Origin of the sequence: Clostridium mobile (assembly GCF_018918285.1) — a bacterium.
Lineage (GTDB): Bacteria > Bacillota > Clostridia > Clostridiales > Clostridiaceae > Clostridium_AW > Clostridium_AW mobile.
The window spans coordinates 948,080-973,887 of record NZ_JAHLQF010000001.1; the positions used below are offsets into that span (position 1 = coordinate 948,080).

Here is a 25,808-nt window from a genome sequence, read left to right on the forward strand (position 1 = left end):
GAACATAATTATCTGTAATTCAATGTTTTTTATATTAGAAAAAATTTTCATCGTATTTTTCTCATTATTTGTATCATCTACTACAGGGAGAACTTTTGAAGCTTCTTGGTTATTTAAATCTTCATACGCTTTTAACGTTTCATACTTACTAAGCTTTATAATATTTACTATTATTTCAATAGTTGTGACCAAGTATACAAATACAAAAATCTTTATGAATAAAAAAAATATATATGATTGGAATTTAGGAATGACGATTTTATTTTATATATCCATAATATTAACTATACTTTATTCATTAATTCCCAATCGTTTTTATTTATTAAGTAAAATATTAATTAACATTATAGGAACCGATATAACGAATGTATCAAAAAATATATTTTATCTAATCATAAATAATAATGTATTCATTCCGAATATAGGTCTTCTGTTGATTGTTATTTTAGCCTTTAGATTTATAAAGCTAAAAAGACATGCAGTGTAATATTGCATGTCTTTTTTTATGTATAATATTTTATTCCTCATTCATTATAATGCATCTTCCTCTTTCAATACCTTTGTATCTTTAGCTATATAAAAAATATTAACTAAAGCAATTGCTCCACAGCTAAAAAATAATACTCCACTCAAGCCCTTCATTGATAATATGTAATTTCTATGAAGGAAAATAAATATTATAATTAACATATTATAAATACTTTTCAATATTCTATAGTAGTGTTTTCTGCATCCATTGTTAAAGTATATATCTCCAACAAAGCACTCAAATGTAACTGTGATAATTAAGGCAAATAAGAGAAATAAAAGTAAGTTTATCACAATATATTCCCCCTTGGTTAACTTTATAACTACATTATAAGAAATATTTCTTACTATAACCTTACTAAATTCTTAACATTTGCTTAAAAAATTAAAGCTAATCAGATTTGCATATTTTCTTGCATTTCTAGATATAAAATGAATCAATTCCTGATGCCCTAGTAATTAAGTTATATTTTCTTTTAAACTTTCCTTATTTCCACTATTAAATGCTAAGCTATTTATTCCTATGTTCTATTATTTTTCTTCATAGCTTCTAAAATATTTCCACAGAAATACTTTTTTATATGCGAAATTAAAAATATATAGGCGTTTTTAAATAAGTTTTTCCTATCTCCATATATACTAATGTATAAGTTATACTAAATATCAATAATGAATATTATTAGATTTAAAAGGATTTTCATTATCAATTGATAAACAAATTCATCGAAAATATTTTTAAATTAATTTTTAATAAACGTTGTCAATTTCAAGTATTCAGCATATACTGTAGTTATAGTTATTATGTCATATTATTATCAATTGAGAGGTGTTAGAATGGATAATGTAAAAGTAGGAACCAGAGCTTCTTGGATTTCTATAGGAATAAACCTAGTATTATCATTATTAAAATTAGCTGGAGCTATATTAGGTAAAAGTACAGCGATGCTTGCAGATACAGTTCATAGTTTAGCTGATATAGTTACAACCTTAGTAGTTATTATAGGATTAAAAATATCAAATAAAGATGCAGATGAAAATCACCCTTATGGCCATGAGAAATTTGAATCTATATTTACTAAGATTATTAGTTTATTGCTTATATTTACAGGGGTTTCAATAGGATATAAGGGAGTAGTAGACTCAATAAGAGGAAACCTAAGTTCACCTGGAAAAATAGCTTTAATTGCGGCAGCCACTTCTATAATCGTAAAGGAATGTTTATATTGGTATACTCTAATGATTGCTAGAAAAATCAAAAGTACATCTATGGAAGCAGATGCATGGCACCATCGTTCTGATGCTATCTCATCTATAGCTACCTTCATAGGTATACTAGGCGCTCGCATGGGCTTTAAAATATTAGACCCTATAGCTGCCATATTAGTTTGTATCATCATTGTTAAAGTAGGAGTGGAATATTATCTAAAAGCTGTTAAAGAATTAGTAGATCATACCGCCAGCAACGATATAATAGATAGAATAAAAGAGCTTAGCTCAGACATAGAAGGAGTTATTAAAGTAAATAGTTTAAAAACAAGAATATTTGGAAATAAAGTATACGCAGATGTGGGTATATGTGTAGACAAGAATATCTCCATAGAGGAAGGACATAAAATCGCAGAAACAGTTCATACTACCATAGAAAATAATATAGAAAACATAAAGCATTGCTCCGTATATATAATTCCTAACTAATAGATATAGAGTAGGTTTAAAACCTACTCTATATTATTCAATATATAATCCAATGCAACCTGAGCATAACTAGCAGCCCCTAGAGGTAGTGCATCCTCATCTATATTAAAGAAATTAGAATGATGCGAGTAACAACATTTTTTCTCTTCATTTCTTCCTCCTAGGAACAATAATGCTCCTGGAATTCTTTCCGTATATTCCGAGAAATCCTCTGATCCCATAACTTTTTCTATAGGTATAAGATTTTCTTCGCCAATAACTTTAGCTAGAGACTTCTTCACAAACTTTACAGTGTTTTCATCATTAATGGTTGGACTACATATATAATCATAGGTAAATTCATATTCACATCCATACGCTTCACAAGTACTCTTAATAATATCTTCCATCCACTTTGGCAATGCTTCTCTACTCTCTTTTGTAAAAGCTCTATTCATACCCGTAATTTCAGCTCTTCCAGGAACTACATTAAATCTCTCCCCTGCATTAATAGTACCAACGTTTATCACTATAGGATTTCTTATATCATTTACTCTTGTAACAATTGTATGAAGCCCGTTTAAAACAGCCGTCATACAAGTAATAGCATCTACTCCCTGCCATGGTGATGATCCGTGACAAGATTTACCCTTTATAATAAGCTTCCATACATCTCCAGATGCCATCATAGGACCTGCCTGTATGTTACCTTGACCCGCAACAATATCAGTCCATATATGCATACCAAAAATCATATCTACTTTAGGATTTTCTAGTACTCCACCTTCTATCATATTCTTAGCACCCTTAGCTACTTCTTCTGCTGGTTGGAATATAAACTTAATTGTCCCATTTATCTCTTCTTTCATTTCAGACAGCACCTTAGCAGCTCCTAATAGCATTGCCGCATGAGCATCGTGTCCACAAGCATGCATCATTCCAGGTGTCTTTGAGCTATAAGGCAATCCCGTTTCTTCATTAACTGATAGAGCATCAATATCAGCTCTTAATGCAACTACCTTCCTCTCTCCCTTACCTTTTAAAACCCCTAATACCCCAGTCTCACAGGGACTATAAACTTCAATACCCATTTTTTCTAACTCTTCTCTTATTCTCTTAGAAGTTCTGAATTCACTAAGAGAAGCCTCTGGGTGCATGTGAAAATCCCTTCTTATATCAACCATCCAATCATAATATTTTTTAGCTAATTCTAATGTTTTCATAAATGAATCCCCCTTTATCAATATATCTTATTTCAATGTACAGTTATACATTACTAAAGCAAAAATTTTAAAAATTAAAGCATCTTTACCATTATACCTGCCAAAACAACAGATGCTATAGTTACTGTTACAAAGCCTGCTATAAGCATTTTAGGCAATATTTCGTTTAGAATAAACTGTTTTTCTTCTTCAGTCTTTCCCTCAGCATTGGCAACCTCTTGAGATATAATAAAAGTCCCTGGGAAGCCGAATAAAGCTGTAATTCCTATGGCTAATGACATTTCCTTGCTTATACCTAAAAACTTTCCTAAAGGAATGCTGGCTAAAGCTATACCTATTGTTCCTAAAGTTAGACTTACCACTAATGGCCACAATAATTTACCTACCATTTCTGGAGTTGCATTTACTAAATTTGCAAATATAACTGTAAGTATGCTTCCCATAGCTATTCCAAAAGAATTTGATTTTGTGAGAATGTCCCCTTCTAAAAAACCTATTTCCTTCAAAACAACTCCCATAATCAAGCACATAACATACTGATTTACAACACCATTGGTTAATGCAGCTAATTTAAAACTCAAAAAAGTAGCTAATCCTAATTTTGCTAGCAATATAGAAGATGTTTGCAGTTCCTTTGGGAAATCAGGGAATATTTTATACTTAGATTTTTTCTCTTCCCTTTCCTTAGTTGAGGCTACTTCACTCTTTGATATATTAAGTTCTCCATATTCTCCACTTTTTAATTTACTTGAAATTCTTTTAGCCTCTTTTCTTAAACATATAGAAGCAATTGGATATCCAAAAAATCCTTGCACAACAACTAAAAGAGTGGTAAATACCATAATAGTTTCGAGTCCCTTTGCTTTAGCTACTTCTCCCATCATTATCCCAGCAACTACCCCACCAGCTATAGGAGGAGCTGCTGCCACAGAGTATTCCCTTCCAAGAATAGGAGTCCCTGCAACATAAACAAAAACCGCTATACCTGCAATTGCACCTACAGCAATAACTACTGTTTTCCACTGTTTCTTAAGTTCTTTAATACTCATAAGTGTCCCCATATGAGTTATTAAAATTGCTATAACTATGGATCCTAAGGGTAATAATATAGAATCATTGAAAATAGTCTTAGGTAGCCCCACCCAAAAACCAATCAACAATATAGTTGAAGATACAAACATAGTTGAACAAATAGCTTTAGTCTTGGAAGATATAAAATCTCCAACACCAAAAATGATAAATAATACCGTGAATGCTAATATTCCATCCATCTAAAAGCCCCCTTTTAATTTTTCCAAATAAAATTTATAAAAAGTCTCTATATACTATTTTAAAAAGCATATAGAGACATCTTATTTTTATTTTTTAATATTTGCCCAGCTAGGTTACTGTAGATGTTATCACAAAAAATCAAAATTAGTCAACCATTTGAGAGAAATATTTCAAAAATATTATGTTTTTATTTTTATGAAATATTTCTTGCATAATTCCCAATTTCCACTCATCTTCATCTACCTCTAGTTCCTTCAATATATAAAAATATAGAAAATATAGATCATTTAGCTTCTAATTGCTATCACTTTAAAAATATTACTATTTTTCTAATATATTTAATTTAACCTGTTTAAAACAATTAAATATTAAGAACAAACAAAAATCTCTATATGTCTAAAGTCACGAGACATATAGAGATTTAGTGTAATTTTTAATATTCTATAAGACTAATATTAATTTATATATCAAGAAAATATTTTTATTATTGTGCTGGCTATAATTAAAATCATTGCACCGCCTATACGGGAAGATATTTGTGCAAATGGCATGAGCGACATTCTCTTAGCTGCTGATAAAACTGCAACATCTCCTGTTCCACCCATGTTAGCCATACATAATCCTGCTGTAATTGCAGCTTCTATTGGATAGAATCCTACTAATCTTCCTATTAGTGCCGCTCCTAATGCAGCCCCCAATACTGTAACTATAACTAATACTAAGTATTGACCACTCAATGCTGCAATAACTTCTCCTAAATTTGTATATGCTACTCCTATACCAACTAATAAGGCTGAAGTGAAATTAGTAACTATAAACTGATACCATTGAGCCGCCGCTAGTTCATATTTTCTAGGAATTAGTCCTAAAATTTTAGCTGCAGCTACAGATAAAATCATCCAGGCATATTGATGTATTCCTGGCATAAACTTGGCTATGATAGAGCCCAAACAGAAAAATGTAAGTGCAATCAAAAGTCCATTTCCCATTATTCCAAGATCTAGTTTAAAGACTTCCTCTTCTTCTTTAATAACTTCCGCATTACTATCTCTTAACATCTCTCCGTTTCCAGTTAACTTTGGTCTTCCTTTTCCTATTTTATCTAAAACTCCTGCTACTACTATGGAAAATGCATTTCCTAGTGCAACTGCTGGTACCATAACAGATAGCATTTGAGCTGGATCTGTATTAAGCCCTGAAGCAAAAATTTTAGAAAGTGGAACAGCCCCTGCTCCCATCCCTCCACCTATTATAGGAATTCCAATATAGAATATTGCTTCAGTTACACCATATCCCATTACTGCACCTGCAATACCAACAAATAATAATGAAAAAACAATACACCCTAAAATTGCCGGAATATATCTTACAGCAGCTTTTATCAGTAGATTTCTGTTCATTCCAAGTATACTACCAGTAATCAAAGCCGCAATATAAAAATCTAAAAAACCTTCCTTAGTCATAAAATTTGTAATAATATCTACTGTTCCCTTAGGAAAAATATTATACGTAACAAAAGCAGCAGAAGCAAATATTACAACTATAGGCCCTCCACCCAAGTAATCCTTTACAATAGGAAGATGATCTCCTATTAAATTCAGCACCGCTCCAACTACCATCATCACTGCAAGAGCCCCAATCATGCCTTTTGGTAATACATTAAGATAAGCTGATAATAAAACAATAATTGCTAAAATAAAGAACATAGGCACAGATAAACCCATGATTTTGTAGTCTTTCTTTTGAACTACTTTTTCATCCTTACTTATCATCACATCACTATTATCCACTTTCCAATCCCCCATTTCTTAAATTTTAATTCTATAATAATGCTTATATTTATATTATAGAATATTATGAATATTTAAAATACATTTTGTTTATATATTACATTTTGGTCTTTTATTTAACTTAGTTAAAAAATGTTCAAAACTTTTTTAATTGAATAGACTTTGCTCAAATGCATAGGACACATTACATAGCATTTTAAATTTTAAACAATAAAATTATAAAGATAAGTATTTAAGAAACTAATTTATCTTAATATAAATTTGAAAATACATTTTCAAACTATAAAAGAGCTAAGTATGTATTGAAATAGCGACTTTTTCTTGGAGCGACTTCAATACGTGCTTAGCTCTCTATTTGTTAAACTAAATTATCTTTGTAAAAACTTATGATATTGAGGACATATATTATTTATTTTCATTTTCCAACTCTTCACTTTATAAAATTGCCTGCTAATTTTTCTAAAGCGTCTCCTGTAACCCTATATACCGTCCATTCATCCATAGGTATAGATCCCATGCTTTTATAAAAGTCAATAGATGGCTTATTCCAATCTAAGCACGACCATTCTAATCTTCCACAATCTCTTTCAATAGTTAATTTTCCTAAAAATGAAAGCATCTTTTTGCCAAAACCTTTCCCCCTCATTTCAGGCCTTATATATAAATCTTCTAAATAAATACCCGGCTTACCAATAAAAGTAGAGAAATTGTGAAAAAATAGTGCGAACCCTACTGGAATTCCTTCATACTCTCCAATAATTACTTCTGCAGCCTTTCTTATAAAAAGAGATTCTTTTAATGTTTCTTCTGTAGCAACCACTTCATTAGATAACTCTTCATATTCTGCCAATCCATTAATAAAATTTAAAATCAATTTAGTATCTTCTTCTTTAGCAAATCTGATGTTAAAATTCTTCATATTCTTCCTCCTCGTAAAAAATTAAATTCCCAATTAAATATAGTATAACCTTTTTGTGCCATGTTGCATAATATGTAATGTAGCTTTTAAAAGGAGAGTATTTATGTTTATTGATGACTTTGATTATGATCTAAATATGGATTTCGAAGATGATTTTCGTTCTATGGAGAGCTGTTACCCTTATTGCCCATATTATCGCCAATTCTTTCCACCATCTCCTCCAGGACGTCCACCATCTGGACCTGGAGGAGGTCCTGGCGCAGGCAGACCTCCTAGCGGACCACCACCTTCATTTACTCCAAGCCAGCCACAATTTCAAGCACTAGCAGTGGATCCTGGTGCTATCAGACCTTGTCTTTTTAGATTTGTTTTCATATGGCCTAGGAGAGGAAGAGGTTTCTGGGCTTGGCTTACTTTTGTAGGACCTAGATCCGTTGCTGGATTTAGATGGACCGGATCCAGATGGGTATTTTTCGGAATGGATCTTAGACAAATAGATCAATTCACATGCTTTTAAAAAAAGGAAGGGCTTCCCTTCCTTTTTTTAATTAAATATTATTAAATAATTTACACTAAATAATTAAAGTAAACTACTATGAACTTTTTTACCTGTTCTTAAATATAAAAAATATATTGACAAGCTTAGAAAATAAATATAGAATAGTGACAAGTCAATTTTGGGACTTAAGTAGTAGAATGGTAGAACATTATAGCAGTATGGTAGCAGACTAGAGTAGTAGTTTGATAAATTTGATGTAGTATTTGTAAGATCAATTAAAAATTAAATATTATTATATTTAGTAGATTTTAATTAGGTAAAATGGTAGTTTTGTAGGAGATATTAAAATAAGTCTATGTTTTTTTGTTATATAACTCTCCTATAGGAGAGTTTTTTATTTTATAAAAACTATAAATATTTTGGAGGATGGTAGTATGGTAGTAAAGAGTTTAAAAATCACTTTAGCAGTGTTATTAACTGCGTCTATTTTAGGAGCATGTGCAAGTCCGAATAAAACACATTCAAATGATAACAAGGAAATTAAAATCGGTATTTCACAGCTAATTGAGCATCCAGGACTAGATGCCACAAGAGAGGGATTTATTGATGGGCTAAAATCAAAAGGATTTGAAGAAGGTAAAAATATAACAATTGATTTTCAAAATGCCCAAGGAGATATTCCTACAACACAAACTATAGCACAAAGATTTGTATCTCAAAAAATGGATATGATAATGGCTATAGCAACGCCTGCAGCTCAAGCAGCCTATAATACAACAAAAGATATACCAATTTTGGTAACAGCAGTTACAGATCCAGTAGAGGCTGGCCTTGTTAAATCTATGAAAGAACCTGGAACAAATGTCACAGGTACCTCAGATAATGTTTCAATCGATAAACAATTTGAACTTCTAAAGAAAATTTTACCCGAGGCTAAAAAAGTAGGTATTTTATATAATACTAGTGAAAATAATTCAGAAATCCAAGTAAATAATGCTAAAAATGTAGCACCTAAATTTGGTTTAGAAATTGTAACTGCAGGAATCACTAATGTAAATGATGTACCTCAAGCATTGAATTCTTTGATTGGAAAAATTGATGTGCTATACACTCCTACAGATAATATAGTAGCATCATCCATGCCATTAATTTCTACCCAATGTTTTAAAAGCAATATCCCAATAATAGGTGCAGAAAAAGCCCATGTTATGTCTGGGGCGCTAGCAACTAATGGTATTGATTACTATAAACTTGGTTTTCAGACAGGACTTATGGCTGTTGATATAATTAACGGAAAAGAACCTAAGGATCTTCCTATAGTAACCTTAGATGAAATGCAGCTAATAATTAATACCGATGCTGCTAAAAAATTAAATATAACTATTCCTGCTGAATTAAATGATCAGGCTGAAAAGGTTACAGGAGGTGTTAATTAAATGAGTATATTGATAAATATACTGGAACAAGGATTAATCTTCTCCATAATGGCTGTTGGTGTTTATATAACCTATGGAATTTTAGATTTTCCTGATCTTTCAGTAGATGGAACCTTTCCACTAGGTGCCTCTGTTACAGCAATGTGTCTTATAAAGGGTATAGATCCTTTTATAGCTTGTCTGCTAGCTTTTATAGCAGGTGGTATAGGTGGAGCCATAACAGGATTATTTCATGTGAAATTTAAGATAACTAATCTTATGTCTGGCATTCTTGTGATGATAGCACTCTATTCAATAAATTTGAGGATAATGGGAAAATCCAATATCCCTCTATTTGGAATTGATACTATTTTCACACCAGTTTCCAGTCCTATAATTATAATAGTTATTTTTGCATTAGCTTCAAAGGTTATATTAGATTTATTTTTGAAAACTAAATTAGGTTTTATTCTTAAAGCTACAGGAGATAATGATCAGTTAGTGACTTCTTTAGGAGTTAATAAGGACACCATTAAAATACTAGGGCTTATAATCTCTAATGGATTAGTGGCTTTATCAGGATCTATAATGGCTCAATACCAAGGCTTTGCAGATGTAGGTATGGGGACTGGTATTGTAGTTATGGGACTTGCCGCTGTTATAATTGGAGAATCTATTTTTAAAAAGGCTAGTATAGTAAAAGGCACTACTATGGCTATATTAGGTTCTATAATATATAAAGCTATAATAGCTATTGCCTTACAATTAGGTCTTGAGCCTACAGATTTAAAGCTTGTAACTGTAATTATAGTAGTCATAGCATTATCATTAAATAATAAAAAATTTAATTTTAAAACTAGAAAAAAAGTTCCGATGGGAGGTGGAGTTCTTGTTACAGATAAATAATTTATATAAGATTTTTAATAATAATACAGTAAATGAAAAAATTATATTTGATAATTTTAATCTTAATGTAGAGAAAGAAGAATTTATAACCATAATAGGAAGTAATGGAGCAGGAAAATCCACTCTTTTAAATATAATATCAGGAGTAATAGCCCTGGATGATGGCACTATTATTCTGGAGAATAGAGATATATCTACGATGTCTGAACATAAACGTTCAAAAGTTATAGGAAGAGTATTTCAAAATCCATCATCAGGAGTAGCGCCCAACATGACAATTCTAGAAAATATGTCTATGGCGCAGAATAAAGGAAATAAATTTAATTTAACTAGTGGATTGTCTAAAAAAAATATAACTCTTTTTCAAGAAATGCTATGTAAATTAGATTTAGCACTTGAAGATAAAATGAACATCAAGGTTGGCTTATTATCCGGTGGACAAAGGCAAGCTCTTTCATTACTTATGGCTGTAATGAGCAAACCTAAAATATTACTTTTAGATGAACATACAGCAGCATTGGACCCTAAAACCTCTGAACGAATTAATGAGATTACGGCTGAAATTATAAAAGAAAACAAAATCGCAACTTTAATGGTAACTCATAATCTAAATCATGCAATAAGCATGGGTAATAGATTGATAATGATGCATCAGGGAAATATAGTTTTAGATATATGTAAAGAGAAGAAAAAAGAGTTAACAGTAAACAAATTGCTTTCACATTTTGATAATCTGCAAACTAAAGAATCATTAAGTGATAGAGTTTTATTTGGTTAAAATAAACTGAGGAGTAGAAGATAGTACCTTCTACTCCTCAGTTTTTTAAATAGAATTTTATAACAAAAAATAATTATAAAGAAATATTTTAACGTAAGAAATCATAAATATTAACAAATGCATGTATAGGGCGAAAAACTTAATTAAATAGAGCAATGTATAGGTATTTTATAGATTAAAGTTTTAATCTATTTCTCTTTAGGGTTTCAATTCTTCGAATAAATATATATACTTAATTACAAAGCGACGAAAATTTAATAATAAATATAAGTTTTAATATAAACTTATAATAAAGCATTTTCAAAAATAACTGGTCTTTAAATATTAGCTATATCAAGTGATTCTTAGCTTCAGATGGAGTTTGCTTAAAAGGAATACTTACTTCAACTGAAACTTAGAAGAACTTATCCAGGGACGTAGCATCCGTAGAAAATGGGAGTATTACGAATGGTAGTCATCGGATAATTTAGAGACAAGTAAGTAATTTAGTGATTGAGGTGAATGTTATGGCGATAAAAATTTTAACTGATAGCACAAGCTATATTGATAAAGATATTAAAGAAGAATTAGATATACAAACTATATCTTTAAATATTATATTTAAAAATGAAAGTTTTAAAGAATGTGACATAGATAATGATATTTTTTACAAAAAGATGGAACAGGAAGGTATACCTACTTCTTCTCAACCTTCCATTGAAGAATTATACCATATTATGAAAGATGCAGTGGAGAAAGGTGACAGTATCCTTTGCATATTTTTATCCTCGGATTTAAGTGGAACATACTCAGCAGCTCATACAGTAAAAAATATGATTTTAGAAAAATATGAAAATGCCAAAATAGAAATATTAGATTCTCGCTCTACTTGTATGCAGCTTGGGTTCGCAGCTATCCTAGCTGCAAAAGCAGCAAAAGAAGGACAAAGCTTAGAGGAAGTTAAAAAAATTGCTGAGAAAAACCTAAAAAAAAGCAAGTTCTTATTTATACCAGATAACCTAGAATATTTAAAAAAAGGCGGGAGAATTGGAGGAGCAAGTGCCTTAATTGGAAATTTACTTAAAATAATTCCCATCTTAACAGTTGAAGAAGGAAAAACAACAATCTATACAAAGGTTAGAACAAAAAAGAAAGCTATAGAAACAATGCTAGATAAACTGTTAAAAGATGCAAATAGCTGTGAATTAGTAGAAGTAGTTATTCATCATATCAATTGCTTCAATGAGGCAATTGAATTAAACAAAAAAATAAAAGAAATATTTAAGTTAGAAACTAAAATATGTGACATAGGACCAGTGATAGGAATGCATGTTGGACCAGGAGCAATTGGAATAGTTTATTATACAAAACAGGATATTATATAGTTGAAAAGCCGTAGAATTTACTCTACGGCTATATTTATATAAAATAATAATTTCTACTTCAAGTTTTTATTAATATCTTCCAATACTTCATTTATATTTTCATTTATTGCATTAATATTAACCGTCTCCATTGCTTCATCATCGATATGATATTTATCCTTAAGTTTTAATATTCTATATACTTTTCCATCAATTTCTTCTCCAGTTAAAGTTCCATCTTCTACTGATTTTTTTATAAAATTAATCATCTCTTCTTGCTTATCCGGAGTGTGACAAGTCAATACTATATCCGTACCAGCTTTTAATGACTTAAGTGCACTCTCTCCTACACCATATTTATTTGATATTGCCTTCATTGATATATCATCTGTTATAACTACACCTTCAAAATCAAATTTATCTCTTAATATATCTTTAATTATTACTGGCGATAAAGTGGAAGGATTATCTTTATCTAATTGAGGTAGTAAAATATGTGCAATCATAATCACATCTGCCCCTGCCTCTATACCTTTTTTAAAGGGTAACATTTCAAAGTTTTCAAGATCTTCTATATTCTTATTTATTATTGGCAAATCCTCATGTGAATCTACAGATGTATCACCATGCCCCGGAAAATGTTTCAATACAGGGATAACCTCTGCATTTTGAAAGCCTTTCATCACTTCAATACCGAGCTCACTAACAGTTTGAGGATTATCACCAAAAGATCTATCCCCTATAACTTTATTTGCAGGATTACTGTTTATATCCATAACAGGAGCAAAGTTCATATTAATACCAAAACTCATTAGTTCTTCTCCCACTGTTAATCCAACATTATAAGCTACATCTTTGCTACCTGTTCTACCTATTTTACTGCCACTAGGTAATTTTTTAATTTCTTTAGGCATCCTAGTTACTCTTCCACCTTCCTCATCTATAGAGATAAACAAAGGTATAGGATTTTCCCTATTATATTCCTTTATAGAGTTTGTTAACTTTAATAGCTGTGAAGAATCCTTTATATTGTTTTGAAATAATATTACCCCTCCAACCTTATAATCTCTAATTAGTTTCATTGTATTCTCATTAATTTCTTGTCCTTCTATTTTTATAATAAACATTTGCCCTATTTTTTCTTCTAGGGTAAGCTTATTTAGCTCTTCTTTAACAGGGTCTATAGTAGGAGTTATAGGCTTGTTCTCTATTTCATTTGTTTTATTTTCTTCCTGTCTACCACATCCTAGAAACATAGTACATAAAATTAATATTAATATGCTAATTTTCTTAATCATAATTTTTCTCCTTTGCTAATTTAATAATAGAGTAGTTTATTAAATATAGAACAAGACAAAACACGCCGAAGATAAGTGTATATTTTAACGATTGAGAATTAATATCTTTTGTAAGTATAGCTATTATATTTTTAGGTTTTATTACATCCCAACTATTCCATCTTATAAACCTACCTAAGTATATAGCAAATCCACTAAGCATATTAACCACAAATACAAATATCCAGCTGATAAAATTGTTAGCTTTTTTTCTTATTAACCTTTGATTTATATATAAAGATATGAATCCCACTACATATCCTAACCATACCCCTATGGCAATGTTTATAAATTCTAACCAAACTTTAAGATCCTTGTTGTATAAAACTCTCGGCTCTAAACCATAAGGAATATAATTAGGATTTGAAAAATAGAATTTCTTAGTCGACAAATGAATAAAGTCTGTAGTTATATAGGGTGAATTAGGGTAGAACAATAGCCAAACTAACCCTAGTAAAAGTACAATAATATTATTCCTTATTTTTTTACCACTTTTTTTGCTTAATTTATTCATTTGCAACGCAATTATCAGCGGAATCCACGATAAGAATACATTCCATATCATATAAAACAAGTGTATATTGCCACTTAAAATAATCCACCCAAAATAAACAATTGTTAAGACTGCTAAATAACTAATCCCCACTTTTCCCTCCTAATTAAGTGTTATAAATCATTAGCTTATCCAAGTCATATCCGTATTTTCTAATTTCCATTGCCCATTACTAAGTTTTATAGTTGACTTAAATCCTACTGCCCCTTTTCCCGAGCGAAACTTTGAACCTTCAACTACAGCTCGATTATCTGAAGTGAATTCAATACTTTCAATTGATAACAATATCCCTTCAATATAATTTCCTTCTTTGACCATACCTTTTTCTTTTAAGCTTTCAAAAGATTCGTCAATGACTTCTAAATTATACTTTTCGAAATATTTTTTTATAAGATTTTTCTCTTCTTCTACTCCCTCTAAAGTATCAAAATCTATAGCTATATATTTAATATCATCATTTAATCCAGGGTCTATTGTCATATAAGAATCTAATACCTGAGAATAAATAAAATAATATTTTGAATAATTCCCTTCTTTCTTTTCTATGCCATCAGTACTTTTAATTTGATCTTTACTATGTTCCATATTTTTTTTAGAACATCCCGCAAAAATCACCCCAAATAATATTAAAAACGTAATTATTATTCTTTTCATTTAAATACCTCCTAGTACCCTATTTACTTATATTACGGAGTACCAAGGAAATAGTTAATAGTTCTCTATCATTTCCTCTAATTTAATATAAGGATTTGTATATCTCTTTTTATCTTTACTTTTCTTACCATATTCAATGGCCTTTGGTGGACACCAATGTATACAAGCCATACAAGCCTCACAATCTCCATTCCAAGTTGGTTTTCCTTCTTTCATTATTATATTCTTTCTCGGACATACCATATGACATATGGAACATTTTAAACATTTTTCATTTACCCAAAAATTTTTATCACATTTTTTAAAGTGTTTAATTGCTATAGGATATACAGCTTTTGATAGTATACTTCCTATTAATGGGGATTTCTCTTCTTCATTATAGTCTTCATTATTTTTGATTATACTGCAAATTCTCTTAATCTTTTCCTCTTCAGCTTTAAATATTTCCTTTTGTTTTTCCTCGGAAATAGTATTAAACATAGGTATATAGTTATCGGGCATAGTTATTCCAAATGCTGCATTAAGCTTAATCCCATTCTTTTTTAAAATATTGCTAACCTGATTTATAGTTCTTCCTCCTGAATCACCATAAGTTATTATAGTAAAAACATATTTATTTGTTTTTATTTTTTCAAGAAAATCCACCACTATCCTAGGTACACCCCAAGCATAAACTGGAAAAACAATTCCTATTTTTTCACACTCCAAGTCTATCTCTTCTCTTAATGCTTTAGGTATAAATATTAATTCGGTATTTCCGAGTTTTGAAGAAATGTCCTTTGCCACCTTTAAAGAATTTCCTGAACCAGAAAAGTAAAATATTTTATTTTTCACATTTCTCTCTCCTTTATAATATTTCTACGCTATTAATTCCCTCACTCTTTCTTAGCTCCATAATGATCTCTTCTCTGTGAGCACGCCTAGGTAATAGAACTGTATATAAGCTACTTCCAAAGCCCGTATCCTCATCTTCCAAAAAAAACTCTATATTTTTAATCCTAATGTTGTTCTGTTGAAAATAATGTGTTATATCATTAATAGCTCTCTCTTTATTAGTATAATCTATTTGAAATCGTACAGCAGTACATTTTTCTCTAAACATATTTTCAAACTTTGTTAAAAATGCCAATATAATAATTACAGATAGAGCTGAGATTATGCTTAAGGAATAATACCCTTTTCCTGCTGCTAGTCCAATACACCCAACAGTCCAAAGGCTTGCTGCTGTAGTGAGCCCTTTTACCGAACCCTTATCATGAATTATTGTGCCTGCTCCTAAAAATCCAATACCACTTATAACTTGCGCTCCTAATCTTCCTACATCTGCTTTTAAAGCATTACTCAATTCTGATCTTTCATTTATTAACTTAATTGTGTACTCTATGTCATATATCTGCATCATTGATATAACAGCTGCACCTAAACAAACTAAAATATGAGTTTTGAAACCTGCAGGTCTATTTTTACTTTCTCTTTCGTATCCTATAACTCCACCAACTAATATAGCCAGTATTACTCTAATTATAATCTCTTTTACATTCATAACTGCTTCCCCCCTTTTTTAATTTATATTACAATTCATTTGTAATAATAGATTAATTTATTTTTTTATACTTTACAACTATATTATGTCAATAAAGTAATAATTTATATATTATTATAGAAAAAAAGTTGTGTCCTAGGACACAACTTAGCTTTTATTGATTTTTATTCTTAGTTAACATTTCTCCAATTGCTGCTATGCTTCCAAGGGAAGAAACAGCTTCATTTGGTAATATAAGTTTATTAGCTGGATTTTTAGCCATTTCTCTAAGAGCTTCAACTTGTTTTAATGCTATTACCTTTTCATCTGTACCAGAATCAATTATAGCCTTATTAACCATTTCAATTGCCTTAGCTTCAGCTCTTGCCACTGCTTCTATAGCTTCTGCTTTACCATCAGCTTCAAGAACTTGAGATTGTCTTAATCCTTCTGCACGTCTAATGTTAGCTTCCTTTTCCGCTTCCGCTTGAAGTATTTTAGCTTGCTTTTCACCTTCTGCTCTAGCAATATCAGATTGCTTTTGACCTTCTGCTTGAAGTATTGCAGCTCTCTTATCTCTTTCTGCTCTCATCTGTTTTTCCATTGCCTGTTGAATTTCTGCTGGTGGAATAATATTTTTAATTTCAACGGATAAAATTTTTATTCCATAAGCATCTGTTATCTGATCTACTACTTGTAACAACTCATTGTTAATCTTATCTCTTCCTGATAAAACTTCGTCTAAAGACATATTACCAACTATATTCCTCATATTAGTTATTGTTGAATAAACTATACCAGATTTATAGTTTTCAATATTATAAACTGCATCTTTTGCATCCATAACCTTGTAGAATATAACATTATCTATGGAAATTTTAACATTATCTTTTGTTATAACACTTTGTGGTTCAATATCTAAAATTTGTTGTTTGGTAGAGACCCTTTTTCTTACAAAATCTGCGAAAGGAATAGTAAAATGCCAACCTGGTTCTAACACTCTATAAAATTGACCAAATCTCTCTAAAATATAAAGATTTCCTGTGTTTACAACTTTAATTGAAGAAAGTACTGCTGACAACAGTATAACTAAAATTAAAATTAAAATAATCTTCCCTAACATAAATTAAACCCTCCTATATTTTTTTTATTAATAATTTATTTCCTTCTATAGAAACTATTTTAGCTCTATCACCCTTTTTCAACACTTCACCTTGAGCTTTAGCCGTCCAATAAATCCCATCTATCTTTATCAACGCTGTATCTATAACATCATTATCCACACTAATTTCTCTTCCTATATACCCTTCTTCCATAGTAGGTGTCTTGTCCACAGTCTTATTTAATGTTTCCTTTGCTAGAGGATATCCAATTGCCATGAACAATGCACTTACTGCTCCAAAAGTAATTAATTGAGTAGTAAAAGAATAGTTCAAAATTAAAGCTATTAGAGAAGCCAGTGAACCTACTGTAAACCAAACAAACAATAGAGTGCTAGTAAATAAGTCTATAGCCACACCACCTACACCTATAGCTACCCATAATAAAATTGATGCTGTTGTTCCTATAGCCAATCCCTCCTTCCAAAATAAATAACAAATTTGATTTTAGATATAATTATTGTTATTATCATTATACAATATTTCGCTTATTATTTGCATACTTAAATATATTTATAAGGTAAATTTAAGCATATGTAAAAGTTGACATATAAACAGGTTTATTTAATAATAATTTTGTAAAAAATATATTTAATAATATAGTTGGAGGGAAAATTTATGAATTCAAGCAATAATAAAAATTATAGCCCTGAAAAAGATTTTATAAATGTGGCTGCTGCATGTCCTACAGTAAATGTTTGCGATATAGATCTTAATATAAATAATATAAAAAAATGTATAGATGATGCTTCAAATCAAAATGTAAAACTGATAGTTTTCCCGGAACTTTCAGTTACCTCATATACTTGTGGCGATTTATTTTTAAATAGAAGTTTTCTCTCTAAATCTACAATGGGCATAGAAAATATATGCTCCTTTTCAAAAAATAAAGATATATTAGTAGCAGTAGGCGCTCCATTAATATTTAATGATTCATTATATAATTGTGCTTTTATAATTTATGAAGGAAAAATCTTAGGTATAGTTCCTAAAAGCTTTATACCTAATTACTCTGAATTCTATGAAAAAAGATGGTTCTCTGAAGGAATGCATATTAATGACGAAAAAATTGACCTAGATTTTCAAAAAGACATTCCTTTTGGAGTAGATTTAATATTTAAAAGTGGTGTAATTAAATTTGGATTTGAAATATGTGAAGATCTATGGGTAACCATTCCTCCAAGTAGCTATTTGAGTCTAAAAGGAGCTAATGTAATAGGTAATCTATCCGCTTCCAATGAAATAGTAAGTAAATCTTCTTACAGAAGAGATTTAGTTAAATCTCAAAGTGGTCGTTGCGTTTCTAGCTATATTTACGCATCTTCAGGTGTATATGAATCTTCTACAGACTTACTATTTAGCGGACACTTAATAATAGGAGAGAATGGTTCTATACTAAAAGAAAATGAAAGATTCGAAAGAGAAGGAAACATGATAATATCTTCTATAGATATAGAGAAGCTAAATGGAGAAAGGTTAAAAAATATTAGTTTTAGGGATAACAATAAAAATACTTTATTTAATGTAAGAGAAATAGAGTTTAGCTTTAAAGAATCAAGCTTTAAAATGCATAGATACATAGAAAAACAACCTTTTGTGCCAAAAGATATTCGTGAACAAGAAATAAGATGTAAAGAAATATTTAATATTCAAAGTTCTGCATTAGCTAAAAGAATAGAGCATACTAATCTAAAAAAAGCTGTGATTGGAATTTCTGGAGGATTAGATTCAACTCTAGCTCTTTTAGTAGTCGTTAAAACCTTTGATTTATTACATATAGAGCGCAAAAATATTATCACTATAACAATGCCTGGTTTTGGAACCACCGATAGGACATATAATAACGCCATTAACCTCTGTAAGAAGTTAGGTACAGGACTAAGAGAAGTAGATATAGTTCCTTCTTGTCTTCAACATTTTAAAGATATAGGCCATGACCCATCAATTCACGATGTAACCTACGAAAATGTTCAAGCAAGAGAAAGAACTCAAATTTTAATGGATGTGGCTAACAAGGAAGACGCCTTGGTTATAGGTACTGGAGATTTGTCAGAGTTAGCATTGGGTTGGTGTACATATAACGGAGACCAAATGTCCATGTATTCCGTTAATCCTTCTATACCAAAAACTTTAGTTAGATATTTGGTTAAATATGTAAGCACAAATGAATCTGAAGAAGAAATTTCTAATATATTGATAGATATTTTAGACACTCCAGTAAGCCCTGAACTTCTTCCAAAGGATAAAGAAGGAAGAATAGCTCAAAAGACCGAGGATATAGTAGGCCCTTACGAGTTACACGACTTTTTCCTTTACCACTTTGTAAAAGGTTCATCATCAGAAAAAATATTGTATTTAGCTGGATTAGCGTTTGAAGGGATATATAGCAAAGATACTATATATAAATGGCTACAGCTATTTATCAAAAGATTCTTCACTCAACAATTTAAACGTTCCGCTATGCCTGATGGCCCTAAAGTGGGCACTATAAGCTTATCTCCTCGCGGAGACTGGAGAATGCCTTCTGATGCAAGCTACAATTCGTTTCTGTTATAATATAATTTTAAAAATATATTTGTAAACCACAAAAGAGCTAAATATGTAGTGAAATAGCGACTTTTTTCGGAGCGGCTTCACTACATACTTAGCTCTCTATTTTGGAATCCAAATTATACTTGTAAAAAAACTTATTAATGAAAAACTAATCCTTCACAATATATATCTGAAAACATATTGGTAACTTATAAAGAAACTGAGGTATATAGTGGGAGGAGCGCCTTTTTACGAAGGGACGTCACTATGTACCTCAGTTTCCATTTCTGATATATAAATATCATTGTGAAAATTTATAATTGTGAACTAATCTTATATAACTTAATTTAGAAAGTATCTTTGTAAAACACAAAGGAACTAAGTACACAGTGGCAAAACAGCTTTTTTGTAGCCATGCCGCTATGTACCTAGTTCCCAATTTTTATTAACTACATTTTTTCAGGTTCTGGATATTCTACTCCGAAAGTGTCTACAGTAACTTCTTTAATTTTTTGTGGTTCTAGTGGTTTATCCATATAGTCTGTAGCTACTGCTCCTATTTTGAGAGCTATGTCTAATCCTTCTGTAATTTTTCCAAAACCAGCATATTGGCCATCTAAATGTGGAGCATCTCCTATCATTACAAAGAATTGGCTTCCTGCTGAATTGACACTCATGGATCTAGCCATAGATAAAACACCTACAGTATGTTTTAAATCATTTGTAAATTTATTAATTTTAAATTCACCTTTAATGGAGTATCCTGGACCACCCATTCCTGTTCCTTCTGGGCAACCTCCCTGTATAACAAACCCTGGTATTACTCTGTGAAAAGTAATGCCATTATAAAATCCTTTATTAATTAAGCTTATAAAATTATTTACAGTATTAGGAGCTACTTCTGGATATAATTCTCCTTTCATAATATCTCCGTTTTCCATAGTTATTGTAAATATTGGATTGCTCATATTTATCTCTCCTTTTTTGGTAATACAAAGTAAATTATATTATTATTTAAGATAAAATGCAAAGTATTTTATTCTAGCAATTTTTTAAAGCAATACTAACCAACTTTGTTATATTTACCACATCTATCTCCAAAGCATCCAATTATATTATCATTCTCATTTATTCTAACAACTTCACATCTATTACTACATCCTTCACATTCAAAGCTTGATGAGATTAAATCACTTTCTCCAAGATTTAATCCCCTAAATCTACTTCCTCCTGCTTTCTCTGCGGCAGATTTCGCAATAATTGCAGCACCTACTGCTCCCATTATATTATAATGTTCTGGAACAACCACTTCAAAACCCAATGCATTTTCAAAAGCCGCTTTCATTCCTATATTTGCAGCTACTCCTCCTTGAAAAAACACTTTAGACTTAATTTCCTTGCCTTTTCCTACATTATTGAGATAATTTCTAACCATAGCTTCACAAAGTCCTCTTATTATGTCAGATTCATTATATCCCAACTGTTGCTTATGTATCATATCTGACTCTGCAAAAACGGCGCAACGCCCTGCAATCCTTACAGATATATCTGATTTTAACGCATAATCACCAAATTCCTCTATTGGAATTTCAAGCCTTTCCGCCTGTCTATCAAGGAAAGAACCTGTTCCTGCGGCACAAACAGTATTCATTGCAAAATCAGTAACTATTCCATTTCTTAGAATTATAATTTTAGAATCTTGTCCGCCTATTTCAATTATAGTCTTTACATCTTCATCTGCCTGCAAAGCTGCAACTGCATGGGCAGTTATTTCATTTTTAATTGCATCTGCACCGATTATAGCTGAAGCTATTTGCCTTCCACTACCTGTAGTTCCAGCTGCAAGTATTTTAGCACCATCATATTTATTTTTTAAAATCCTAAAACCTTCCTGAATTACATTTATAGGTCTTCCCTTTGTTCTTAAATATAGTTTCTCTACAACATTCATTTTATTGTCCAAAAGTACAAAATTTGTACTAACGGAACCTACATCAACACCTAAATAATACATTTATCCTTTCTCCTTTCAAGCAAATCTACAAAAGCTTCTATTCTTGTAATATAACCTGCTTCTCCTGTCATTTCGTCAACTATGAGAGTCATGATTGGAAAATCTTTATCCTTTGATATTTGTGGTAATATTGCTTTTGATACAATCTCTGGCATGCATCCCATTGGAAATATTTGAATAGCGCCATGGAATCCTTCTTTATGAGCTAATACTGCCTCTCCTATACATTCTCTTGCATGACCGCCAATTTGTACGTTCAAGTATTCTTTAGCCATTTTTTTTATATCTAACTGATTTAATTTTGTAGGATATAATGCCATATTTTTAACCCACCAACTAGGACTAAGCTTTCTTTTAGTTGAAACACCATAATCCATTAATTTATCTTCAATATAACAATTTGAAAAGGGCTCTATAACTGTATATATTTCCCCTATTATAGCAATTTTAATAGGATCCTTTGTTTTATCTATCTCTACATTGTTTATCTTATTTTTATATTTCATCAAAACATTAATCATGTCTTCTGGATTATTACATTTTTCAGATTCTGCTCTGCAAGTATTTAGAAGCTTTTTACATTGGCCTTTTATTTTTTCATACCCTGCAAGATAATGTGCCCTTGCCTCTATTCCATCAATTAAATTTATAACCTTTAGAGCCTGAGTTGTAGCTTTAAGCTTCTCTCTTCTACTTTTTTTACTATTATCTGCTATTCTATTTATTCTATTTAAAAGCTCTTGTACTCCTATATCTTTTGGAGCATCTATAACTATAAATTCTACATCATGCCCTAGTCTTTTTAATGTGTTCATTTGCAATTCACAATACTCTCCAAACCTACATGGTCCACAGCTACCTGTTAATATTACTGTATCTGCTCCCTGTTCAATCGCTTGTATGTAATTGCCTATCATTAATTTAAATGGTAAGCACATTTCATCTGGAGAATATAATGAACCAATTTCAAGGGATGACTTACTATTGAAATTAGGTATAACATAGTCTATCCCAAGTCCATCAAATAATGCCTTGGCAGCTAAGTATACATTCCCCATGTGAGGACTTGTTATTTTCAAATTAACAGCTCCTTTCTAGCATATCAACAAACGCTTCTATTCTAGTATCAATACCAGCTTCCCCTGTGTGTTCATCTATCTTAAGAACCATAAAAGGAAAATCTTCAATTCTATCCTTTACAAGTTCAATTACTACAGAATCTATTCCACAGGCAAAAGATGATATATATATTATTCCATCAACTTTCTTATTCTTTGCTATATGTGATAAAAAACCATAAGTGTTTCTTGCAAAAGTCCAAAATGGTTTTTTATAAAGGCTTTTTACTTCAGTATCTATGTATTCATCCTCTACATACTCCTCAGTAATAACTCCAATACCTAATTCATTGAGCTTTTTAACCAAACTCATATTTGTAAAATCATCATATATATTATATGGATGCCCTGCTAAAGCAATATTAAGCTTAAAGTTTTCATCTTTTATACCATCTTTAAACTTCCTCTGCTCCTCAACAGCATCATTAAAAGCCTTTTCTATTTTTCTTTTATCTTTTGTGATCATCCTTCCAGCTTCTTTGGCCCATTGATATAATTTCTTCATAGATGTGAAATAAATAGGTGCAGTTATTGTCTGCGGCATATTTGGTATACTATTTATCACCATTTCCGGTAAACCACAAAATTTAGGACATATAAATTCTGCTTCTCTAATTTGCATAATCCTTGGTATCAATAAAATATCACACTTATCTTTTATTGAAGCAATATGACCATGAAATATCTTTATAGGCAGACAGGCTTCATCTACACAATATTTAACACCTTCATTTAATATATCCTTACTAGTATCAGAAGAATATATTATTTCTGCATCTAATTCTTCAAAAAACTTAATAAAGAATGGGTAATATTTATAATATAAAAGTCCCTTAGGAATTCCTACTTTCATACTAACCTCCATAAAAAAAAAATCATATACCATTCAAATATTCTGTCCACATTTTATAAGGATATTCAATAAAATCATAAAAATAAAAAAGGGACTTTGTTAAACAAAATCCCTACATTTATTATTCTATTTTAATTTTTCTATTTTAGTTCTTAGCTTTTTATAACTTAATATAAAACCAAATCATCTATCTTACAACATAATATATTGGCTAAAACTATAACCTTTTGCAAACTGGGGTTACTCTTATCTCCTCTCTCAAGTTCCTCTAAATATGACTTTGAAATTGAAGTTTCATATTTTGGGTTTTTAGTTAAATTTTCAATATCAGAAGCAGTATATCCTAAATTTAATCTATACTCTCTTATTTTCTTCCCATTTAACATGTAAAGACCCCCCCTATTTGATTTTTGATTTATTTTTATTATAACATATATTTTTATAAAAATATAGATACTCCTTTAAATTTACGTAAATAAACTTACGTTTTAATCGATATATTCCTTTCCATTCCGAACTATATTTAAGTTTTATGTGATATAATACACATAATCACTTTCCTTCTTTTCTTGCTAGTATAATATAATTACTATGACTTTAGATATTTTATAACTTCTTAAATGCAAATAATTTTTAAGTTTTAAACATGAAATCATAAAAATAAATATTTGAAGAATCAATTTGCCATAATATAAATTTGAGAATATATTTGTAAAAAACAAAAGAGCTAAGTATGTAGTGAAATAGCCACTTTATCTGGAGCGGCTTCACTATGTACTTAGCTCTCTATTTCGGAATCTAAATTACTTTTGTAAAAACTTATTAATGAAAAACTAATTCTTCACAATATATATCTGAAAACACATTGGTAACTTATAAAAGAACTAGGGTATATAGTGGGAAGAGCGCCTTTTTTGTGACGCGACGTCACTATGTACCTCAGTTCTCGTTTCTGATGCCCAAATCATGATTACAACAAATAAAAAATTCTATGTAACGCTTCTCTTATTCCTCTATATTTTTTATTACTCTACAAGGATTACCTGCCGCAACTACATTAGCTGGAATATCCTTTGTCACTACACTTCCAGAGCCAATGACAGTATTTTCTCCAATAGTAACCCCTGGATTAATTATAGTTCCACCGCCAATCCATACATTGTCTCCTATAGTTACAGGTTTGGCATATTCTTTTCCTTCTTTTCTTAGTTGAGGGCTTATAGGATGAGTGGCAGTAAAAATTTTTACATTTGGAGCTAAAAGTACATTTTTTCCTATTTTCACAGGAGCGCCATCCAATATTAAACAATCAAAGTTGGCATAGGAGTTTTCCCCCCATTCAATATTAAATCCATAGTCACAAGCAAATGGAGGCTCAATATAAAAATCATTGCCTACTTTTCCAAATAATTCTTTTATAACGTCCTTTCTTATATATCCTTCTTCTGGAGTAGTGTTGTTATATATTTTCATTAACCTTCTCGCATTATTTCTATCCTTCACTAACTCCTCATCGTTGGCGTTATAAAGCTCACCATTAATCATTTTTTCTTTTTCCTTCATACAATCACTCCCCTTGTTTTATTATTTATTCATTAAAGGCTTTTATACTAAGTATACAAATTTCTATTGCATAAATGTAATTATATTTTAAATAATTTAAAAATCCAAAATATTTTATTCAAAGATTTAATGCTTAAATCTTTCAATCCCATAAC

The 25,808-nt window shown here is 30.5% G+C and carries 25 protein-coding genes; 7 read left to right on the forward strand and 18 right to left on the reverse strand.

The window, feature by feature from the left end; genetic code table 11:
• Nucleotides 1-531: 531 nt before the first annotated feature.
• Complete coding sequence (locus tag KQI86_RS04645; RefSeq protein WP_216437972.1) at nt 532-822, reverse strand: hypothetical protein; 291 nt, start codon at nt 820-822, stop codon at nt 532-534.
• A 540-nt stretch (nt 823-1,362) separates the two neighbouring features.
• Between KQI86_RS04645 and KQI86_RS04650 the strand changes: the two genes are divergently transcribed.
• On the forward strand, nt 1,363-2,223 hold the full coding sequence (locus tag KQI86_RS04650) for a cation diffusion facilitator family transporter (protein WP_216437973.1): 861 nt from the start codon (nt 1,363-1,365) through the stop codon (nt 2,221-2,223).
• Between the two features lie 23 nt (nt 2,224-2,246).
• Here KQI86_RS04650 and KQI86_RS04655 read toward each other — a convergent pair whose 3' ends face one another.
• The 4 genes from KQI86_RS04655 to KQI86_RS04670 form a co-directional block, all read right to left on the reverse strand.
• A complete protein-coding gene (locus tag KQI86_RS04655; protein ID WP_216437974.1) occupies nt 2,247-3,425 on the reverse strand; it encodes a M20 metallopeptidase family protein in 1,179 nt (392 codons plus the stop codon).
• Between the two features lie 74 nt (nt 3,426-3,499).
• Nucleotides 3,500-4,696 carry a hypothetical protein gene (locus tag KQI86_RS04660; protein ID WP_216437975.1) on the reverse strand — a complete coding sequence of 399 codons (1,197 nt, stop codon included), beginning with the start codon at nt 4,694-4,696 and terminating at the stop codon, nt 3,500-3,502.
• Between the two features lie 468 nt (nt 4,697-5,164).
• A complete protein-coding gene (locus tag KQI86_RS04665; protein ID WP_343216137.1) occupies nt 5,165-6,487 on the reverse strand; it encodes a 2-hydroxycarboxylate transporter family protein in 1,323 nt (440 codons plus the stop codon).
• Between the two features lie 430 nt (nt 6,488-6,917).
• Nucleotides 6,918-7,406, reverse strand: a complete 489-nt coding sequence (locus tag KQI86_RS04670) for a GNAT family N-acetyltransferase (protein WP_216437976.1) — start codon at nt 7,404-7,406, stop codon at nt 6,918-6,920.
• 103 nt (nt 7,407-7,509) lie between these two features.
• On the opposite strand from KQI86_RS04670, the gene KQI86_RS04675 reads away from it, so the two are divergent.
• The 5 genes from KQI86_RS04675 (at nt 7,510) to KQI86_RS04695 (ending at nt 12,368) form a co-directional block, all read left to right on the forward strand.
• Nucleotides 7,510-7,923 (forward strand): hypothetical protein, encoded by a 414-nt coding sequence (locus KQI86_RS04675; protein ID WP_246582647.1) that lies wholly within the window; start codon nt 7,510-7,512, stop codon nt 7,921-7,923.
• Between the two features lie 416 nt (nt 7,924-8,339).
• Nucleotides 8,340-9,341, forward strand: a complete 1,002-nt coding sequence (locus KQI86_RS04680) for an ABC transporter substrate-binding protein (protein WP_216437977.1) — start codon at nt 8,340-8,342, stop codon at nt 9,339-9,341.
• Nucleotides 9,342-10,226 carry an ABC transporter permease gene (locus tag KQI86_RS04685; protein WP_216437978.1) on the forward strand — a complete coding sequence of 295 codons (885 nt, stop codon included), beginning with the start codon at nt 9,342-9,344 and terminating at the stop codon, nt 10,224-10,226. It abuts the gene before it with no gap.
• The gene (locus KQI86_RS04690) at nt 10,210-11,004 is read left to right on the forward strand and encodes an ABC transporter ATP-binding protein (RefSeq protein WP_216437979.1); all 795 of its coding nucleotides are present in this window, start codon (nt 10,210-10,212) and stop codon (nt 11,002-11,004) included. Before KQI86_RS04685 ends, KQI86_RS04690 begins: the two co-directional genes overlap by 17 nt.
• Before the next feature lie 506 nt (nt 11,005-11,510).
• Nucleotides 11,511-12,368, forward strand: coding sequence for a DegV family protein (locus tag KQI86_RS04695; RefSeq protein ID WP_216437980.1), 858 nt, complete (start codon nt 11,511-11,513; stop codon nt 12,366-12,368).
• Between the two features lie 53 nt (nt 12,369-12,421).
• Here KQI86_RS04695 and nagZ read toward each other — a convergent pair whose 3' ends face one another.
• The 7 genes from nagZ to KQI86_RS04730 form a co-directional block, all read right to left on the reverse strand.
• On the reverse strand, nt 12,422-13,645 hold the full coding sequence (gene nagZ, locus KQI86_RS04700; protein WP_246582648.1) for a beta-N-acetylhexosaminidase: 1,224 nt from the start codon (nt 13,643-13,645) through the stop codon (nt 12,422-12,424).
• Complete coding sequence (locus tag KQI86_RS04705) at nt 13,638-14,330, reverse strand: DUF1361 domain-containing protein (protein ID WP_216437981.1); 693 nt, start codon at nt 14,328-14,330, stop codon at nt 13,638-13,640. Before KQI86_RS04705 ends, nagZ begins: the two co-directional genes overlap by 8 nt.
• Nucleotides 14,331-14,360: 30 nt before the next feature.
• On the reverse strand, nt 14,361-14,891 hold the full coding sequence (locus KQI86_RS04710) for a hypothetical protein (protein ID WP_246582649.1): 531 nt from the start codon (nt 14,889-14,891) through the stop codon (nt 14,361-14,363).
• Nucleotides 14,892-14,945: 54 nt separating this feature from the next.
• Nucleotides 14,946-15,725 (reverse strand): EFR1 family ferrodoxin, encoded by a 780-nt coding sequence (locus tag KQI86_RS04715; protein ID WP_216437982.1) that lies wholly within the window; start codon nt 15,723-15,725, stop codon nt 14,946-14,948.
• A gap of 13 nt (nt 15,726-15,738) precedes the next feature.
• The gene (locus KQI86_RS04720) at nt 15,739-16,434 is read right to left on the reverse strand and encodes an MgtC/SapB family protein (RefSeq protein WP_216437983.1); all 696 of its coding nucleotides are present in this window, start codon (nt 16,432-16,434) and stop codon (nt 15,739-15,741) included.
• A gap of 154 nt (nt 16,435-16,588) precedes the next feature.
• Nucleotides 16,589-17,536 carry an SPFH domain-containing protein gene (locus tag KQI86_RS04725; protein WP_216437984.1) on the reverse strand — a complete coding sequence of 316 codons (948 nt, stop codon included), beginning with the start codon at nt 17,534-17,536 and terminating at the stop codon, nt 16,589-16,591.
• A 13-nt stretch (nt 17,537-17,549) separates the two neighbouring features.
• Nucleotides 17,550-17,987 carry an NfeD family protein gene (locus KQI86_RS04730; protein ID WP_246582650.1) on the reverse strand — a complete coding sequence of 146 codons (438 nt, stop codon included), beginning with the start codon at nt 17,985-17,987 and terminating at the stop codon, nt 17,550-17,552.
• A 204-nt stretch (nt 17,988-18,191) separates the two neighbouring features.
• Between KQI86_RS04730 and KQI86_RS04735 the strand changes: the two genes are divergently transcribed.
• Nucleotides 18,192-20,129, forward strand: a complete 1,938-nt coding sequence (locus KQI86_RS04735) for an NAD(+) synthase (protein ID WP_216437985.1) — start codon at nt 18,192-18,194, stop codon at nt 20,127-20,129.
• 425 nt (nt 20,130-20,554) lie between these two features.
• Here KQI86_RS04735 and KQI86_RS04740 read toward each other — a convergent pair whose 3' ends face one another.
• The 6 genes from KQI86_RS04740 to KQI86_RS04765 form a co-directional block, all read right to left on the reverse strand.
• A complete protein-coding gene (locus tag KQI86_RS04740) occupies nt 20,555-21,073 on the reverse strand; it encodes a peptidylprolyl isomerase (protein ID WP_216437986.1) in 519 nt (172 codons plus the stop codon).
• Between the two features lie 95 nt (nt 21,074-21,168).
• Nucleotides 21,169-22,119, reverse strand: coding sequence for an acyl-CoA dehydratase activase (locus tag KQI86_RS04745; RefSeq protein WP_216437987.1), 951 nt, complete (start codon nt 22,117-22,119; stop codon nt 21,169-21,171).
• Entirely contained in the window at nt 22,107-23,198 is a 1,092-nt protein-coding gene (locus KQI86_RS04750) for a 2-hydroxyglutaryl-CoA dehydratase (protein WP_216437988.1), read from the reverse strand. Before KQI86_RS04750 ends, KQI86_RS04745 begins: the two co-directional genes overlap by 13 nt.
• Before the next feature lies 1 nt (nt 23,199).
• Nucleotides 23,200-24,090, reverse strand: a complete 891-nt coding sequence (locus tag KQI86_RS04755; RefSeq protein WP_216437989.1) for an acyl-CoA dehydratase activase-related protein — start codon at nt 24,088-24,090, stop codon at nt 23,200-23,202.
• A gap of 167 nt (nt 24,091-24,257) precedes the next feature.
• On the reverse strand, nt 24,258-24,476 hold the full coding sequence (locus KQI86_RS04760) for a helix-turn-helix domain-containing protein (RefSeq protein WP_216437990.1): 219 nt from the start codon (nt 24,474-24,476) through the stop codon (nt 24,258-24,260).
• A gap of 619 nt (nt 24,477-25,095) precedes the next feature.
• The gene (locus KQI86_RS04765) at nt 25,096-25,653 is read right to left on the reverse strand and encodes a sugar O-acetyltransferase (protein WP_216437991.1); all 558 of its coding nucleotides are present in this window, start codon (nt 25,651-25,653) and stop codon (nt 25,096-25,098) included.
• Nucleotides 25,654-25,808: the final 155 nt, after the last annotated feature.